Annotated in this window: 15 protein-coding genes; 10 read left to right on the forward strand and 5 right to left on the reverse strand. The window is 46.1% G+C overall.

The window, feature by feature from the left end; genetic code table 11:
• Positions 1-158: 158 nt before the first annotated feature.
• The 4 genes from ASN18_RS08455 (at position 159) to ASN18_RS08470 (ending at position 3883) form a co-directional block, all read left to right on the forward strand.
• Positions 159-512 (forward strand): LA_3696 family protein, encoded by a 354-nt coding sequence (locus tag ASN18_RS08455; RefSeq protein ID WP_085052309.1) that lies wholly within the window; start codon positions 159-161, stop codon positions 510-512.
• 192 nt (positions 513-704) lie between these two features.
• Entirely contained in the window at positions 705-1694 is a 990-nt protein-coding gene (locus ASN18_RS08460; protein WP_085052310.1) for a sensor domain-containing diguanylate cyclase, read from the forward strand.
• Between the two features lie 58 nt (positions 1695-1752).
• Positions 1753-2301, forward strand: a complete 549-nt coding sequence (dcd, locus tag ASN18_RS08465) for a dCTP deaminase (protein WP_085052311.1) — start codon at positions 1753-1755, stop codon at positions 2299-2301.
• 40 nt (positions 2302-2341) lie between these two features.
• Positions 2342-3883: an anthranilate synthase component I family protein gene (locus tag ASN18_RS08470; RefSeq protein WP_236861615.1), complete on the forward strand. Its 1542-nt coding sequence runs from the start codon at positions 2342-2344 to the stop codon at positions 3881-3883.
• 79 nt (positions 3884-3962) lie between these two features.
• Here the strand turns inward: ASN18_RS08470 and ASN18_RS08475 are convergent, their stop codons facing one another.
• From ASN18_RS08475 to ASN18_RS08485, 3 genes are read right to left on the reverse strand one after another with little or no spacing between them, the layout of a single operon-like run.
• Positions 3963-5942, reverse strand: a complete 1980-nt coding sequence (locus tag ASN18_RS08475; RefSeq protein ID WP_085052313.1) for a CHASE2 domain-containing protein — start codon at positions 5940-5942, stop codon at positions 3963-3965.
• A gap of 42 nt (positions 5943-5984) precedes the next feature.
• A complete protein-coding gene (locus ASN18_RS08480; protein WP_085052314.1) occupies positions 5985-6644 on the reverse strand; it encodes an OmpA family protein in 660 nt (219 codons plus the stop codon).
• A gap of 28 nt (positions 6645-6672) precedes the next feature.
• Positions 6673-7119: a FecR family protein gene (locus ASN18_RS08485; RefSeq protein ID WP_236861616.1), complete on the reverse strand. Its 447-nt coding sequence runs from the start codon at positions 7117-7119 to the stop codon at positions 6673-6675.
• 124 nt (positions 7120-7243) lie between these two features.
• On the opposite strand from ASN18_RS08485, the gene ASN18_RS08490 reads away from it, so the two are divergent.
• The 6 genes from ASN18_RS08490 to ASN18_RS08515 all read left to right on the forward strand — a co-directional run bounded on the left by ASN18_RS08490 (position 7244) and on the right by ASN18_RS08515 (position 17217).
• Positions 7244-8491, forward strand: a complete 1248-nt coding sequence (locus tag ASN18_RS08490; protein ID WP_085052316.1) for an MFS transporter — start codon at positions 7244-7246, stop codon at positions 8489-8491.
• A gap of 78 nt (positions 8492-8569) precedes the next feature.
• Complete coding sequence (locus ASN18_RS08495) at positions 8570-11497, forward strand: FG-GAP-like repeat-containing protein (RefSeq protein WP_085052317.1); 2928 nt, start codon at positions 8570-8572, stop codon at positions 11495-11497.
• 397 nt (positions 11498-11894) lie between these two features.
• Positions 11895-13445, forward strand: coding sequence for a lipopolysaccharide heptosyltransferase II (gene waaF / locus ASN18_RS08500; RefSeq protein ID WP_085052318.1), 1551 nt, complete (start codon positions 11895-11897; stop codon positions 13443-13445).
• 24 nt (positions 13446-13469) lie between these two features.
• Positions 13470-13670: a heavy-metal-associated domain-containing protein gene (locus ASN18_RS08505; RefSeq protein WP_085052319.1), complete on the forward strand. Its 201-nt coding sequence runs from the start codon at positions 13470-13472 to the stop codon at positions 13668-13670.
• Positions 13671-13691: 21 nt separating this feature from the next.
• Positions 13692-15590 carry a replication restart helicase PriA gene (gene priA, locus ASN18_RS08510; protein ID WP_085052320.1) on the forward strand — a complete coding sequence of 633 codons (1899 nt, stop codon included), beginning with the start codon at positions 13692-13694 and terminating at the stop codon, positions 15588-15590.
• A gap of 346 nt (positions 15591-15936) precedes the next feature.
• Positions 15937-17217: a sigma-54-dependent transcriptional regulator gene (locus tag ASN18_RS08515; protein ID WP_085052321.1), complete on the forward strand. Its 1281-nt coding sequence runs from the start codon at positions 15937-15939 to the stop codon at positions 17215-17217.
• 19 nt (positions 17218-17236) lie between these two features.
• On the opposite strand, the gene ASN18_RS08520 is transcribed toward ASN18_RS08515, so the two are convergent.
• Entirely contained in the window at positions 17237-18427 is a 1191-nt protein-coding gene (locus ASN18_RS08520) for a glutathionylspermidine synthase family protein (RefSeq protein ID WP_085052322.1), read from the reverse strand.
• A gap of 8 nt (positions 18428-18435) precedes the next feature.
• Positions 18436-19017: a Cj0371 family chemotaxis-regulating polar lipoprotein gene (locus ASN18_RS08525; protein ID WP_085052323.1), complete on the reverse strand. Its 582-nt coding sequence runs from the start codon at positions 19015-19017 to the stop codon at positions 18436-18438.
• Positions 19018-19028: the final 11 nt, after the last annotated feature.

Raw genomic sequence — 19028 nt, forward strand, 5'->3', positions numbered from 1 at the left:
GATTATATTATAACAATATAATCAGGTAAAAAGTAAAGGGAAATAGCGGTAATGGAAAAGAATGTGCAGCGTGCCTTGATTCACCATCTTATTTTGATGGTGGATTTAGGGTTATCAGGAAGGTTGACAAGATTATTTTAATGTGATACTGTAAAGGCATGAGCGTGATAACAATACCTCGTTCTTTAAGAGAGCGCCTTGGCGACGACGCCAGTGACGCATTTGCCACGCTTATCAACGATATAGACTTAAGCGCGCGTAAAGACGCCATTGTTATAGCCGAGGAACGCTTTGAACGCCGCCTTGTCGAAGAGGCAAGCAAATTACGGCTTGAGATAGGCAAAGTCAACGAGCGCATTACTGAGGAATCAGGCAAACTACAGATTGAAATAGAAAAGTTGCGTGCTGAGACTGCCAATACGAAGGCTGAGAACATCAAGTGGATGTTCCTCTTCTGGATAGGACAGTTAGCCGCTACGTTTGCCATTATTAAATTCCTGTTAGTTAAATAATCCATATTTTACTTTTGAGCAATAAAGTATCGAGATGGACCCCTTACCAAAATCTCTCAAAAAAACCAAAACTGATGACACAGCTTGGTGAATTTAGGCGTGTCCCAGCTCTTTACAAACACGGACATAATGGTTTAACATACTGCCAATCCATGTTTAAATGGACTGTTTACACCGAAGGAGCGATATGATATGACAAATCAAATGAGAACTGGATTGTATTTGGCAATTGATGAGTTACGCAAACAGGACAATTCTATTCATATGATTCATCAGATAATATGTAACCTGGTGAATTCAGTAGGGATAACCTCAGCAGTATTTGTAGAGAAAAATCAAAAGGACGACTACCTCAAAATAAAATACGGTTATAACGTTTCAGAACAGCTTTCACAATCCTATAAACGCAGCATTGGTACTGATATAATAGGGCGAATATTTTATCAGGATGAATTTGCCATCGTAATAAATGGCGAAAATGAAAGCAATTATAAAGATATATTTCTTGAACACGACTATGATATGGCAGTACTGCTGAGAATGTCTGTAGAGAATCGTGCAATGGGTTTTTTGGCCTTATATTTTGATAAAAGACTTGAGATTACAGATGAGCTTAAGAGCTTTCTTATTGCGATAGCATCTATATGTTCTGAAGCGATACGAAAAGAAATGCTGGATAATTTGATGAAAGATACACGCACCATCGATCCCCAAACCGGCTTGTTTTATTACCTCTACTTCCACCAAAAGTTAAAAGAAGAAGTCAACAAGAGCAGAAAAACGGATTCACCGCTTACAGTGGCAATAATTGACATGGATAACTTCAAAGAAGTAATGAATGCTCATGGTTTGGAGACAGCTCACAACCTGTATAAAGAACTTGCCGATGAGTTACGCACCCACCTCAGGAGTATAGATATAATTGGACGCCACGGTACAGATGAACTAATCATATGCATGCCCAATACATCATGTGGTAGTGCTTGTCTATCGATGAACAGTTTCATTGAAGCTGTAAGGGATAAGAAGTTCACTTCCCATCAGTTACTAACTTCAATTGCAATTGGTACTGCGACTATGCACAAGAACGAATCATTGGAAGAATTGCTCCATAGGGCGCAGCTTGCCTTGTATAAAGCAATGTTGATGGGGAATAAAATAGCAATATGCTATGAAACATAGTGGAGCTTTTAATATCTTACCACATGTGGTTCATTACAATAAGTGAGGGATTTTAAATATGGTTAAAAATGATAAGTGGATAAAGAAAATGGCGCAACTGGGTATGATTGAGCTATACAGCTTTGAGCAGGTCAGCAAGGGCGTCGTGTCATTCGGCGTCAGCTCCTACGGCTATGACATGCGAATCGCCGATGAGTTTAAAATCTTCACAAATATCAACACTACAATCGTTGACCCGAAGTCTTTTGATCCGAAGAGTTTTGTGGATTTCAAGGGCGATGTCTGTATTATCCCTCCGAACTCCTTTGCGCTGGCCTTTTCTAAGGAGTATCTCAGAATCCCGCGCGATGTGCTGGTCATTTGTCTTGGCAAGTCAACATATGCACGATGCGGCATTGTAGTCAACGTTACGCCGCTTGAGCCTGAATGGGAGGGGCATGTTACTATAGAAGTCTCAAACACAACTCCACTGCCTGCGAAGATATATGCCAATGAGGGAGTTGCACAGCTTATTTTCCTTGCTGCCGAGGAGACTTGCGAGGTCTCATATAAAGACAAAACCGGTAAGTATCAGGCGCAGACAGGGATTCCGCTGCCCAAGATATAGGGGGCAGCGTCACGCTTTATATCAGATTGAGACCCGGGACTTGAAAGGCTCTACCTATCCCCTCTATCCAAGGGGCAGCGCGTTTGAGGCTGGCTGTGCCGAGAGCGGTTCCATCGCTCCGGTGTATAAGGAAATCCCCTACTATCGCCCGGCAGATTACTACGATGTGCTGAAGAGCAAGAATTCATTTCTCCTTGAAAGCATCAAAGGCCCGTATAATATTGCCAGATATTCTTATATCGGATTCGACCCGTACTTAATATTGACGGCACGTAATGGCATAGTCGGGATTGAAACAGTGGCATCTGCCCAAACTCCAAAAGTCGGCACGAGCGTCTCCCTTAAAAGCCCGTTAGGCAGGCTGAGGGAACTCACCGGTGCATATCCACAGAGGCTCTCACCAGAGCTGCCGCCGTTTCAGGGCGGGGCAGTGGGGCTCTTCAGCTATGACTTTGTCAGATATTTCGAGAAAATACCAAACTCAGCCATCGATGACCTAAAAATCCCTACGGCACATTTCTTTATGATTGACAAGCTCATTGCCTTTGACCATAAGGAAAAGAAGGCATGGATTGTCGTCTGTCCGGCGGCGCGTCAAACGCGCTTCGGCTTTAACGCCATTGGCACAAGCTGGCGGGAGTACTATGACCAGGCCGCAGGCGTTATCGAAGAATATTCAACCCTGCTCAAGGCTGTGAGGGACTCAGGCGGGAGTGTACCGGTGACAGAACGCGGCGATGTGGAGATACTTTATAACATGACTAAGTCACAGTACATGGACATGGTCAGACGGGCGCTTGAGTACATTGGGGCAGGGGATATATTTCAGGCCAATCTGTCACAGCGCCTATCAGCAGAGATAAAGAATGCCTCACCCTGGGATATTTACAGGGTGCTGTCGTTTATTAATCCATCACCGTTTGCGTGCTATTTTGATTTTGGCGATTATCACATTGTAAGCTCATCGCCTGAGCGCCTGGTCAGTGTCGTGCCCAGCTCCCCCGGGGCGTCCGTTGAGACACGGCCAATTGCAGGCACAAGACCACGGGGCAGGGACACGCACGAAGACGAGTTGATGAGGGCAGAACTGCTGTTAAATGAAAAGGAACGTGCTGAACATATCATGCTTATCGACCTTGAGAGGAACGACATTGGCAGGGTCTGTGAATATGCCACTATCGGCGTTGATGAGCTGATGATTACCGAGGAGTATTCACATGTTATCCACATAGTATCTAACATCAGGGGGCGGCTCAAATATGGCAAGGACTGCTTTGACGTAATAAGGGCAACATTTCCCGGCGGCACTATAACCGGAGTGCCAAAGGTCAGGTGTATGGAGATAATAGACGAGCTTGAGCCAGTGGCCAGAGGTCCCTATACAGGGTCAGCCGGGTACATAGGATTCTCGTCCAACATGGACTTAAATATAATCATACGGACGTTTGTCATAAAGGGCGGCATGGCATATGTGCAGGTCGGCGCCGGGATAGTCGCAGACTCAGTGCCAGAGCGTGAATACTTCGAGACGCTGAAAAAGGCAGAGGCATTGATCAGGACAATTAAGGCCGCTGCCCGTTAAATCGCCTGGGGTTATATTCCCCATCGCTTGCGGAGCGTGTTGCCTCATGTAAAAATCTATAGAGTCGTTGTTCGAATATCTATGTTAAGGTTTTGCTCAACCTAGCCACATCCTCTTCACTATCGGCAAATTTGAGCGCAATCTTTCTGAAATCATCTTCTTTTTCTAAAAACACTTCAACAACATCAGGATCAAAATGCTTTCCACTACCTTCTTTTATAATAGCAACTGACTTTTCATGCGAAAAGCCAGGCTTATATACGCGGCTGCTTATAAGTGCGTCATAAACGTCAGCGACAGCCATTATCCTGCCAGCCAAAGGTATGTCAGCGCCCGAGAGCTTATTGGGATATCCACTGCTATCCCACTTCTCATGATGTGTGTATGCCATCTCCTCAGAAATCGTTAAAAAAGGGATGTTTCCTGCTTTCATAATGGCGCTCCTTATAATTGTCTTTCCATGCTCGGAATGTTGCCTCATCAGCCCAAACTCCTCGTCGTTTAATTTATCTGTTTTCAAAAGAACTCTATCCGGCACACCAATCTTTCCTACGTCATGCAGGGGGGCACATTTATACATAAGTTCTATAGTTTCGTCATCCAGCTGCCCTGCAAACTTACCTCTGCTACGTAAGTGCATGGCAAGCACCTTTACATACTCCTTAGTTCGCTGGATGTGCCCACCGGTCATATTATCTCTCATTTCTATGGCATTAGACATGACCTCAATCGTGGCCTCCTGAGTTCTTGCGAGGTCTGCAATGCTCTTGATTAACTGTTTTTCCTTAACCCTGAACTTAAAAATATTAAGAATGGAAAAAGTAGACAATAATATAAGAGAAGGGGGGAAAGGTGAAATATACATTGCATAGGTTCTAATAAGCCAGAGAGAAACACATATAATACCAATCAATGAAGCTAAAACAAGCGCTGTACTGACAACTACCCGTAACCTTGTGACTGCCACAGTTGACAGCGCCCCGCATATCATATACAATATAATATTAATCCAGCCAAACCCTGCAGGTACGCTTATAAAATCCCCTCTCAAGATATTTTCAATCACAGTGGCATGTATTTCAAATCCCGGCGCTTTAGGATTAAACGGCGTTGTACGTATGTCTTTCAAACCGGCGGCGCTTGTTCCGATTACAACGGCTCTTCCCTCGAATTCTTTACGACCTGCATGTCCTTCTATCACATTAAAGGCAGGGATGACATCGAAGCGGGAGGCGTTGCCATAGTAGCGTATAATCATATTACCTTTTTGATCAATGGGAATTTTAACTTTATCTACTTGAACGGACTCTATGCCAGATTTGCCGAAATGCACAAATATCTGGTTTGACGATATTGCCTGCAAGAGTATTGCCAGGGCAAAGGATGGATAATAACTGTCGCCATACTTAAATATAATAGGCACCCTGCGTATTACCCCATCTAAATCAGGATTTACGTTCGTAAAACCTGAGTATTTGACTGCCAGACCAAACTCTTTCAGATTGCAAATGGCGTCTTTAGCCTGATAGAACAATTTACTTTGATTATTTTCTAGCGCCTCCGAAACCCAAAACACTTCCAGCGGATGCAGGACACACGGGGCTGGCAAGTTATCTGTCGTGTTAAAAAGAAACTGATATGAGCCGACAAAAGGACCCGCTGCAAGCGTACTGGCCAATATGGCATCGTTATTTTCATATTCCTTTGGTAAACCGCTATACTCAATCCTGATATTTAAGTTCTCTAATTCTTTTTTTATAACCGACAAAGATGTGCGATCTGGTTCAGGGAAGAAGATATCGAGCCCAACGCTGACGGCTCCGAGCGCTGATATGTTTTCTATTAGTTTAGATACCTTATATCTTGGCCAAGGCCACTGACCATATTTTTTCAGGCTTAACTCGTCAATATCTACTATAACTGGAAAGCCTTGCTCTTTTTTGTCCTGTAATGCCCTCAATATAACATCATAGACCTTCTTATCGATGATTTCTAAAAAAGACACTTTTATGTGAACAAGATAAATAAGCACCATTGTAACAACGGCGCCGACAAACACTGACTGTCTGATTTCTTTACTTTTATCCTTGATGTAAAACCCCTACCTGACCACTACCTCTACCCTTCTGTTGCGTGGCTCGTCTACATTGTCCTGTGTTTTGACTAAGGGGTCCTCCTTGCCATGTGACCTTATGTCAATGGATTCCTTAGTCAAGCCTCCCGGCAAGCCGACTGATAATAATAATTTATGGATTGCCTCGGCGCGCTCCAGTGATAGTTTTAAATTATATTCCTTGCTGCCAACCGTATCTGTATGGCCAATTATGCTTATATCGACAGTTGGGCGGCTCTTGATGTCGTTTATTAGTGAAGGAACAAGCGCTGTTGACTCGCTTGTCAGCTCTGAGGAATTGCTGACAAAATAAAGAAGGTAACTCTTTGGTAAAATTGGTCGTATATCTATTGCCTCGCCAAACAACTTTCTTACCTGTGACTGCTCAATTTTCTTTGGTTCGGTAGGTGGTTTAGCTGCGTCTGTAACAGTAACGGCAAACTCAGCTTTATCTACTACCTGCCTGCCGCCCTTTGTTGTGACCTCTATTGCCCCTGTTTTGCCTGTTTCATCCGGCATGAGGACAACGACCGATTTAGCAGACGCACAACTAGCTATCAATGCCGCAGTTGCAATGCACATCAACAATCTCGCTATCAACCTCAGTGGAAATCTCCTTATGGATGCTATGGTCAATTTTCCCTTCATAATCTTTTACTCCTTATTTGAAGAAATATCACTCATTAACAGTGACTAAAAAGTATGTCCCTCTGATTCCAATCGACACGTCCGGCGTCTCTATCTTCACCATCTCTGGAGCAAGTTTACCAATGGTTCCTGAGCTGTACGTTGCCGAACCCTTGTTCATCTTAGTTAGCAAAGAGAGATTTTTATCCTGCGGAACAAAAACAAACGTTTCTACGGAAAGCACACTGTCCGGCCCCATAGAAAGCACTGTGTTGTCTTTTAACGTAAACGACAAGGAACTATCCTTTGACGTTTTTAATACGGCTTTTTTGTAAACCTTCGCTCCAGTAGAGGCCGTTGCCGTTGCGCCGTCATAGGTAATGGTAGCCGTACCTTTTACCTTTTTAACCTCGCCGATAATATCGTCTTGTGCTGCTAATGCAACTGCATTGAAACAGAAAAAAAAGAGCAAACTCACCCAAAGCGCTTTCTTCATAACTGTTATCCTCCTTATTTCGCTATAAACCAAGAGATCTACCGCTGCTGGCTCCATAAGGACAATATAACATTAATTTATGATTTAATACTATCATTCACACCAAATAGGGTATAATTCGTCTATGAACAACAGTGAGAGGGCCGGTTTCAGCAGAGATATAAGAGACATATTTTCTATCCCAGTGATAGTTGCCGCACTTGGGTATTTTGTTGATATTTATGACCTCATTCTCTTTGGGATTGTGCGGGTTCAGAGCCTTAAGGACATAGGGGTAGAGCCATCAGAGATACTGAATCAGGGAATCTTTTTGCTTGATATGCAGATGGGGGGGATGCTCCTCGGCGGGTTTTTATGGGGGATAATCGGCGATAAAAAAGGACGGCTAAAAATCCTCTTCGGGTCGATTTTTTTGTACAGTGCGGCAAATATTGCCAATGCCTATGTTGAATCCACGTCGGGTTATGCCGTGTGGAGGTTTATCGCCGGTATAGGATTAGCCGGTGAACTTGGCGCCGGGGTTACACTTGTGCTTGAGAGCCTGCCCGGAGGGCTGCGCGGGTATGGCACTACGATTGTTGCTACTGTCGGGGTGATGGGCGCTATACTGGCTAACTATATCGCTAAGACATTTGACTGGCGAATGGCCTATCTCATAGGGGGTGGACTTGGCATGGCGCTGCTTATTATGAGAATCGGTGTTTACGAATCGGGGATGTATAAGCAGATAGAGTCAAGCACAATCAGCAAGGGAAACTTTTTCATGCTGTTTACAAACAGGGAGCGCTTTCTCAAGTACATGAAGTCCATCATGATAGGGCTTCCAATATGGTTTTGCGTAGGGATATTGATACTGCTGTCGCCTGAGTTTGCAAAGGCTCTGAATGTATCAGGCACAGTAAGCGCCGGTGAGGCCGTAACCGCATGTTATATTGGCCTTGCTGTTGGGGATTTTAGCAGCGGTTTTTTGAGTCAATACCTGAGCTGCAGGAGAAAGGTCGTGTTGTTATTTCTGATTTTCACCTCAGCCGCAGCAGCGGGGTATTTCATGCTTGGCGGGGTGAGCAGTGGGTTCTTTTATATGTTTTGTGGGTTCATTGGCTTTGCCGTTGGCTACTGGGCATTATTCATAACCATAGCGGCAGAGCAGTTTGGCACAAATATCAGGGCAACTGTGGCCTCCACTGTGCCCAATATTATTCGCGGCACACTTATACCGATTACCGCAGCATTTCAGTTTGCGAAGGGTTATGCAGGCATTTTGAGAGCCGGAGCGATTGTCGGCATTGTGTGCCTTCTGATTGCCTTTTATGCATACTATCATCTTGAGGAGACGTTCGATAAAGACCTTGATTATGTCGAGACGAATTGACACATCCTGCCGCAAACTGTTATAATTTAAATAGATAGAAGGCTGACCCCAATAACAATTTAACAGGGAGGAACTCACTTGAAAACATTTAACAAATACGCCGCAGTGGTAGTATTGTCGGCAGTGATTATGTGTGGAGTCTCGTATGCTGAGGTATCGAAGGAATCGGTAACCGGAGTTCCAGGAACTTATGGAGTTCAGGGAACTCCTGGAAATGTTATTACGCAGCAGGCACCGGTTTCCGTAGTGACCACAGAAGAGATGAAAAAGCACGATGCGCTGCAGCCGGTAAAGCCGCCTAAAAAAAGGATCATACCGTTAAAACGCCGTCACAACCATTCAACTGCTGTGCCTGACGTAAACCAACTGCCGCCTGAACTCCAATCTGTTGTGCCGGGTGCTTCAAGCGGGCAGCAAGCCCCATCCCTGCTGACCAGTTTCACAGGCCTCGACCTTAACGGCAATGCCAGCCATGCGATTCCACCTGATACTATGGGTGCAGCCGGTCCTGTCTATCTGATGACTATTGTAAACGGCGCTGTCGCCTACTACAACAAATCCACAGGCGCTAGGACCGCTCATATCACCGACGGTGCCTTCTGGGCGTCACTTGGGTCAGGCAGTGGTGAACCGGCTGACGGCGTCTTTGATCCAAAGGTCATCTATGACCAGTACCTCGGACGCTTCATTGCCGTAGAACTCGCCTTAGGTAACAGTTCCACAAAGTCCTATATCCTCGTCGGCATATCCTCAACAAGCGACCCAAACGGCACATGGACGCTGCACGCGATTCGTGCCGACTTAGACAACGGCTCTACTCAAACAACAAACTGGGCTGATTATCCCGGCGTCGGCATGGACGAGAACAATCTCTATATCTCTGTAAATATGTTCAACACCTCCGGAAGTTTTCAGTACGTTAAATCATACGCAATCCCCAAGACACAGCTAACGTCAACTGCCTCAACGATTACCTATTCGGAGTTCATAAACAACAACGCCTATGATTTCACCCTCCAGCCGTGCGCTGCCTTTGGCAGCGGGCAGAGTGTGTATTTTGTCAGTGAGGACTATTTAAACAGTACCTCGTCGGCAAGTTATCTGAAATTATTTACTATCACTAATAACACATGGACTACGCTTGGCAGCATACACGTGCAGACGTATCCTGTTGTTAGTTCATTGCCCAGCGCCCCGCAGCTAGGCTCATCCGAAAAAATATCGACAAATGATACAAGGGTATTGAACTCCGTATGCAGGGGCGGCTACCTGTGGGCAACACAAAGCGTTACGAACTCAGCCGCTACGAAGACCGAAGTGGCATGGTACCAGATAAACCCGGCCTCGGCATCGACAACACTGGCCTCTGCCGGTACCCCTGTTCAACAGGGAAGAGTAAGCGACCCGAATCTGTTCTATTACTTTCCATCGATTGCGGTTAACAGTGCCGGAGACGCCGCCCTTGGCTTTTCCGGCTCATCAAGCAGCACTTATGCAGGGGGGTACTACACGGCAAGGTTAAGCACTGATGCCGCCGGTACCATGCAGAGTGTGGCACAACTTGTGGCAGGCGCAGCCCCCTATTACCTGACCTATAGCGGCACAGAAAACCGCTGGGGAGATTACAGCGCTACAACCGTTGACCCATCTGATGACCTGACATTCTGGACCATTCAGGAGTACGCAAAGGGCAGCACTAACTGGGGCACATGGTGGGGGTCTTTTAAGACCTCATCATCGGCGCAGCAGACATTAACGGTAACGATGAGCGGCTCCGGCTCAGGCACAGTGACGCCTTCTACCGGGTCGATTTCATGGACTGGAAATACCGGCACGGCCTCATACGGGGCTGGCACACAGGTTGTTCTCACGGCTGCGGCAGCCTCAGGCTCTACAGTTACCAGTTGGAGCGGCTGCGATACCACGTCTGGTTCCACATGCACTGTTACAATGTCAACGGCAAAAACTGTTTCGGTTGTGTTTACAAATCCATCAAATGCCGTCCTCACAGTTGTAAAGCAAGGCACCGGCTCAGGTACAGTAACATCTTCGACGGGGACGCTTTCCTGGAGCGGAAAGACCGGTACAGTCACAATTGGAAAAGACACTCAGGTTACACTGACCTCTGCGGCAGCCTCAGGCTCTGTGTTTACCAGTTGGAGCGGCTGTGACAACGCCACCAGCACCACATGCACTGTTGCTATGACTGCAGACAGGAGCGTAACCGCAGTATTTACCAAAAAAGTAAGCGGAGATTTCCTTTTGAACGGCAACGCCGATATACTGTGGAGAAATTCCTACTCCGGCGCCAATGTCATCTGGACGATGACCACTACTACACCTCCTGGCACACTGTCTTTGCCCTCTAATACTGACACGAACTGGGAAATCGTCGGCACAGCCGACTTCACATCAAACGGCTACCCTGCCATATTGTGGAGGCACAAGCTCTATGGCTATAATGCCATATGGGTAACGAGCATTGGGTCAGTAACGAGCGCTCAGTTCCTTCCAGGCGTCTCAGACACTACATGGAAAATCGTGGGTACGGGGGATTTCGACAATGACAGCTATGCAGACATCCTCTGGAGAAATTCGACTACTGGAAATGTCGCCTTATGGCTTATGACTGGTACATCGGTCAAGAGCGCCATGATGCTTCCCACTGTTTCAGACACCAATTGGGATATCGTGGGTACGGGGGATTTTGACGGTGACAGCAGCATCGATGTCCTCTGGAGGAATAAATCAACCGGATATAACGTAGTATGGCTGATGAGCGGGACAACCCCGGCCTCGGCACAATATATTGCAGCAGTGTCTGATACGGCATGGAAGATTACCGCTGTTTCGGATTTCAACGCCGACGGCTACCCTGATATTGTATGGAGCAATTCGGTAGTCGGGGCGAATGCGATTTGGCTGATGAATGGGCTCTCGGCAGCCAGCGCTGTGTCACTGCCAACTGTTTCAGATACGACGTGGAAAATTGTAGGACCAAAGTAATACTGAAATAAGACAGCGCTGGACGGTTGAGTTGATTCACTAAATGGCCGCCTCTCAGCGCTGTTTCCCCATCTGTACTATCCCTGCCGTTACTTTGCTGTTAAATTACTATAGAATTCCCTGGGTCTTGTCGTTATATTAATTATTTTGTTAGTTATTTAGGAATTCTCTCTGTATTTATTTAATAGTAGAGACGCGGCGTTTTCAGCGTGGAGTTCCGGGGGGTTGCCTTCGTGTTTCCCTATTGTTTCCGGTGCGTGTGAGAGATTTTAAATAATCATTTAAATACGGTGAGTTATGGGCAGTTTTATGTGTTTCCACCTCCCGTAACTTTTTTTATTTGAGCGGCTATTACTCTGCGGGTTTTCCCTGCAAAAAAACTGTTATTATATTGCATATGCCAGAGCCGGAAAACATACTCATCAGGGGCGTCAACTGGATAGGGGATGCCGTGATGACAGCCCCTGCGCTCAGGGCAATAAAGGGGGCTTATCCCGAGGGCAGCACTACGCTGCTTGTAAACCCTGCCGTTGCCGGACTTTTTGAGAAAGACCCGCATGTTGGGGCAATTATTGAATACAAGGATAGAACCATTGCAGGCAGGCTCAGGCTTTCAAAAACTCTTAAAGCCAAGAACTTCACCACAGCCATACTGCTTCAAAACGCCTTCGATGCGGCACTGATTACGTGGCTTGCCAGAATTGGGCAGCGTATCGGCTATAAGAGAGATGCCAGGGGATTCCTCCTTACAAATGGCATAGCCCTAACCGGTGATACACTCCGCCTTCACCACTGCCGCTACTACCTCAATATGCTCACAATGGCTGGCATTAATGCCCCATACCGTCTGCCCTGGATATATCTTACTACCGCTGAGAGGCAGTCTGCCCTTGATGTGCTGGCTCACTTGAAACGCCCTGTAATAGGTATAAACCCCGGTGCGGCATTCGGTTTGGCAAAGCGCTGGCCGACTGAGAGATTTGCTAATGTAATAGAGCGGATTGTAACAGAAAAGGCTGGAAGCGCCGTCTTGTTTGGCTCCCCAAAGGATGTTGAAATATCAGCGGCAATACGCAGGCATATCAACCCTGATGTTTTGGCAGCGGAGGAGACATTTCTGGATTTAACCGGTAAGACCGGCATCAGGGAACTGTGTGGCAGGATTGCGGGCTGTGATATGCTTATAACCAATGACTCCGGCCCTATGCACATCGCCTACGCAACCGGCACACCTGTTATTGCAATATTTGGCTCGACCTCGCCGGAGCTGACCGGCCCACCCGGGGTTGGTCTGGACTCAGAGTTAGAATTTTCAGCCGGGCACAAGGTGATTAGAAAACAGCTAGCCTGTACGCCTTGTTTTAAGCGCGTTTGTCCACATGGTCATCTAAACTGTATGAATGATATTTCTGCCGCAGAGGTCTTCGATGAGATAGATGCCATGTTGGGGCGGAAGAAGGCGGTGTTTTTTGACCGTGACGGCACACTCTGTGAGGACGCGCACTATCTGAACAGTTTTAGTGATTTTCGACCATACGACGGCCTTGACAGGCTTGCGGCATTGAAGGACAAGGGGTATATGCTTATTGGACAGTCAAATCAATCGGGCATTGGGCGTGGGATTGTCGATGAGGGCTTCGTAAAGGCGCTCCATCGGGTGTTCATAGATAAGTATGGATTTGACGATTTCTACTACTGTAAACATGTCCCAGCAGATAACTGTGCCTGCAGAAAGCCGTCCCCGGGGATGCTCCTGCGGGCAAGGGCTGAGCACGCTGTCGATCTTAAGAATTCAATATTCATAGGCGATAAAAACGTCGATATGGAAACTGCCCTGGCAGTGGGGGCAACGCCAATTTTCTTCAAGACCAAAAAACACGCGCTTTCAATTCCGGGGATAAGACAAATCAGCGCCCTTGATGAACTGCACACAATAGTTGGACAATAATCTATCACAGGAGGTCAAAGAGATATGTCAGAGATAAAATTAACCATAGGCGGGATGAGCTGCGCCCACTGCACGAACAGGGTAAAAAAGGCAATAGACGCCCTTGAAGGGGTGGATACATCAGCCGTAGAGATTGGCCGCGCTGTTGTGAAGATAGACGACGCTAGGACAACGCAAAAGGCCGTCGAGCAGGCCGTTATCGATGCGGGGTATAAGATTTTATAATGCCGTGCTGTGCTGTGATAAATGTTGACGATAGATATACTGTTTCCACTTAATCTGCGGCCGCTTACATACATCTGTCCGGTTGACTTAGAAGGCAGTGCCGTCCCCGGGGTACTTGTCTATGCGCCCCTGAAGACAAAGGTGAAGATGGGGATAATATATGACATTACCCCAAATTATACAGGAAAAACAGATAGCTTAAAGGAAATAACCGGTATAGCTGTCAACCGCAGTGCGCTGTCACAGGAAATGATGACGCTCATCAGGTGGATTGCCGACTACTACTTCTCAGAACCCGGCCTTGTGCTTAGTTTCGTCCTGCCCCAGGTCTTCTTTTCTGACAAACAGGACACAGCCACACGGCGAATATCTGAAATGCCCAAAACTGCCTTTAAACCCCTGAAGATAAAAAAAGAGGAGCTGCTGTCAATCGCCAACGCTGCAAATACCGGCAGGGCAGTCCTCCTGCATACCCCTTCATACGACTACCAGTTGTCATACATATGCAAGGTGGCCAAAGCCGCAGCGCTTATCCTGTGTCCTACAATTGAGGAGGTAAAATACCTCGGTTCAGTTTTCTTTGACACAACCGGTATAAGGCCAATCTTAGTACACGGTGACCTCACAGCCGCCCAACGCTTAAGCGTTGCAGGTGAGGCCAGTAACACAAAAAGCCCCATAGTAATTGGTACGATGTCCGGGGCGCTATTCCCGTTTATAAAGCCATCCCTGATAATTATTACCGATGAACACAGCCCTTACTATAAGCATGAGCGTACACCGCGCTATAACGCCCGTGATGTCGCTGTAATGCGTGGAAAGTTAGAAAATACACCGGTTGTTTTAATGTCTTCATGCCCGTCAAGTGATTCATACTTCAAGACAACGACAAACGAATATGGCTTCTATAAACCGGTGTCAACACAAAAAATGCCGCAAATAAGCCTTATGGCAACTCGTTCGTTTAAAAAACTCATCCCGGACAGAATCACCACGAGTATCGCCAATGCGGCAGAGAAAGGCAGCAAGTCGTTTGTCTATATAAATAAAAAGGGTTACTCGACTATTATCTGTAAAGACTGTGGGACAGTGGAAAAGTGCCCCCGATGCAGGGCAATGCTCACATTTCACGAGGACAAGTCCATGCGCTGCCAAAGATGCGGTTTTACCACAAAGCCGCGGGACTTCTGCCCCGTATGCTCAGGGCTTGACCTGAGAGAGGTATCCCCCGGCTCACAGCGCCTTGAGCAGTTCATCAAAGAAAAGACCGGTCTCACCCCTGTTCGTATAGACAGAGATACCGCAAAGACCCCGGCAATATTTAAACGTATGGCTAAGAAGGCACTCGAGAGCCCCGTCATAGTAGGCACTAAACTCTCGCTTAATAAAATAGTGTTTAACAAGCACTTCAAGATACTGGCCGCCGTGAATCCTGATGTTTACTTTAGTTTTCCAGATTACCTGTCTGCTGAGAGATTGTATCAGGACGTGCTGGTAATGGCAGAGATGACCGGAAATGCCGGAAAGGCCGGAATGAATGGAAGGATATATCTGCTTACCGCACTGAAAGATGAGCCGACTTATAAGTTTTTGGAAGATTATGACTACGAGGGATTTATCACAAATGAGCTTAAAAAAAGAAAAGAACTGAACTACCCGCCCTATTGGAAAATGGCGTCGATAGAGTTTCACTATAACGATATAAAACTCGATATAAAATTAGACGGCCACCCCGGGGCAGTTGAAGTCCTGGGCCCTGTACAATCGGATGAGCTAATAAAGGGTTACACCCAAAGTACGCACATGATTATAAAGGCAAAAGATTCAGCCGCCTTAGCCGGGGCAGTCCTGAGCCTCAAAAACATAATAAAACAAGAATATCCAAAGAAAAAAATACGCCTCGTCATAGACCCCGCGTAAGGCCGCCCTCGCACTTTTCAATAATTATTTTTTAAAAAGAGGAGTTTTGTAATCGATATGTAAACTACCTTCTGATATACTAAGACAGGTGGTGCGCTTAAGGTTTTATTAATTTGGGAGTGTGCCCGGAGATAACTGGAGAAAACTGGAGGAAAGCCGGTTGTGATTAGTTCTCATAAGGCAGAGAAATGGCTGCCCTATATGTGGGTGCAAACTCCATACAGTGGTAAGTTTATACTCACAAACTGGCAGCGGTGTAATATAAACACTGCGAAATACTGCACTTTTTCTCTGGCATGATAATTGCGTAATAACTATATAGAGTGATTAAACATGCGAGGCAATTATGTATAAAATTATAGTGGCAGTGAGCGAATATCCTGTAAGACAAGCGTTGAAATCGTTTTTAGAAATTAATAGTTACTCAGTAGTAGAAGCTAATAATGGCGCTATTGCTATTGAATGTTTTATTAAAAGTACACCTGCAGCCGTTATTCTTGATTTGAAAATACCGGATATTAGCGCTTTACAAATATTACATAAAATGAGAGAACTCAATGCAGACACTCCGGTTATATTATTGGTCAGCAATGACGAAATAGATACGGCGATAGAGGCCTTAGGCAATGGTGCATACGATTATTTCCACAAGCCGCCCGACATAGAAAGGCTCATATATATCTTAAGCCGGTGTATAGAGTCTAAAGAGAGTTTAAAGAAGGCAAAAACTAAGACTACTTCAATGTTGATGGGGCATTTAGGTTCTGGTAAAAATGTGAAAACAACCATTGAAGGTATAGAAACGGCCGCTAATACAAGAATTCCTGTAAACATTCAGGGTGAGAGCGGCACTGGCAAGTCATTAATTGCCCGTCTTATACACAACTGCGACACCAGCGTTAGAGGGCCTTTTATACAGTTTGACATCGGCTCTGCCTCCAGGGGAAACAGAAGTGTCTCTACCAGAATTGACAAATTATTTAAGCAGGCCGCAGGGGGCACTATTTATTTCAAAGGGCTGCAGGATATATCAATGACAGCCCAGTCCAACCTGATTTCAGCAGTCACGCAATTGGATGATACAGGAGAGGATGTCCGTATAATTGCATCCTTCCCGGTCAACCACAAGGTTCGCTCAAATGAAAAACAATTAGAACAAACATATGGGAAAGAAGCTTTCACTGACTGGCTTGTCATCAAAGTACCGCCGTTAGTTAAGAGGATTGAGGATATACCGTTTCTTGCCAGCAAATTTATAGCCGAGATAGCTGATGAGTTGGGTATTCCAGCAAGGGAAATAACCAAGGATGCTATAAAACTCTTATCAAGGTACCCTTGGCCGGGTAATCTCAGAGAATTAAAAAATGCAATTAAACGGGCAATGCTAACCTCGTATGGCTATTTTCTTAAAAGTGAACATTTTTATTTTTTACAATCCGGCAAATCTGACATACCATTGTTGTCGCTGAAGGAAGAAAAGGCCAGGGCAGTGAAAGATACCGAGTGCAGGGCAATTCTCAATGCCCTTGACATGACATCAGGCCATAAGTCAATGGCCGCAGAAGTGCTGGGTATCAGCAGAAAGACACTCTGGGAAAAACTGAAAGAATATAACGTCATGGCGTAACACATGTGCCATCCACACGTTAAACTGCCGATGCGACGATGTGACCGGCAAACTGGGAATTGTTGTGGATTATCCCCTGTTCCCGCCTGAAGCCCAGTCCGCATGGCTCGTAGGAGAAAAATACGCCGGCCTGATAAGACCTCCCCACGCCGTCTGCGGGAAATCTGGCAAACTCCTGATATACGCTTCGATATGCGCCGTATTCACCGTCTTTAGACAGGATAGTCCTGCCGGTTTTATCTACAATCGAGACATTTTGACCTTCCCGTCCAAGCGTCTTTTTCTCTACGTATGATACACCGGCTAACGGCTCAAATGAAGTCTCAAGCAGGAGTGGATGCCCTGGGTACATATCCCAAAGTATCTTCAACAAACCCTTTGACTGAAATAAAAGCGCATATGGGGGATTGAGCAAAACAGCCCTTTCATTTCTCAGCACATCTGTCAGGATTGCCGCAAGGTCAGGTTCATAGAGGCTGATAAATTCATATGGCAGGCTCTTAAACCAATAATCATAACGATAGCAGCGTTCGGAGTCCTTCAGGGAGATTCCCTCACTGCTTGAAAAAAAAACCTTATCGACAAACTCGAAATCAGTAATGAAATCTGCCTCAAACGCGGCCTCCTCTATCAGACGGGCGGTGTTCTCGTCTTCAGGAAATTCATCGAGCGACGAAAACAGGGCGCGTGGAATGTCCTGTGGGCTGCCCGCAAACTTAGGATTGAGCTGTCTTAGTCTGACAAACGATTCCTTTATTGCCTCATATAATGAGTTATACTGCTGGGTCTCGTCCATCTTATTGTGCCTGAGCAGCATCCACTGTATGATAGCTGTCTCAAATATAAGCGAAGGCGTGTCAGCGTTAAACTCGATAAGTTTAATGGGAATTCCATCGAGACCACCAGCAAAGTCAAAGCGCCCCATGAGGTGAAAATGCCTCTCATCCTCCCACGTATGCTCTATCATGGCAATGAGAGAGCCATCAATGTCAAGCAGGTGATAGAGACGGTTATCGATTACATATTGTGCCGCCTGAATATACATATCATAGAGCTCTTCTGCGGCCTTATAATAGTTGTCACCCTCGGCCTCGGTAACGCAGACAAGCTCATCGGCAATGGAGGGCGCTGCATCAGGCGTATTGTACCACGTATAGCCAATTTCGGTGTAAATGCCTTCGTTGATGGGATTTATCTTTATAATATTCACTGGAACTGTTAACTTGATCCACTGCCAAAAATTCTGGAGAAAAAGCCGCCCCTGCTTGAACTAGTTGAGCCGTAAGTAGCGCTGCCGCCATATCTGCCGCCTGAACCTGACCCTCCTGCATAGTTGTCCTCACGTCCGGTCTTTCTTGTAATAATGTCTTTTCTTGCGAGGGTCTGCCTGTAAATGCCTTCATTGGCATAAATACCTGACGAGATAAAAGACGTCCTGCCAAGCATATAACCGAATAACCCCGAGGCAAGCACCGTCCCAAGGCCAAGTCCAACGCTATTTGGCGGGACATCCCTAACCATCGTCTCAGCCTTTTGTTGAGGGATTATCTCGACTGAGCCGTCTATGTGAGTGACCATAACACCGGAACATTTGCTTGGGACTTCGTTGACGATTTTAAACTCCCCTTTTTCAATTTCCTGTACCTCGGTGATAACGCCGTATTTCTGCACAGCCGCAGAAGCATTCGCAAACTGCGGGGGGCAGTCCTTCAGCTCCGGCGAACACCCCGATGTTGTTAACAAGGCGTTTGCAAGAAAAAATATGCTGCCGACTGACGCTGTCTTGATCTTTTTATGCATCTTAAATCATC

The sequence above is a fragment of the Candidatus Magnetominusculus xianensis genome, assembly GCA_001541255.1.
GTDB classification, from domain to species: domain Bacteria; phylum Nitrospirota; class Thermodesulfovibrionia; order Thermodesulfovibrionales; family Magnetobacteriaceae; genus Magnetominusculus; species Magnetominusculus xianensis.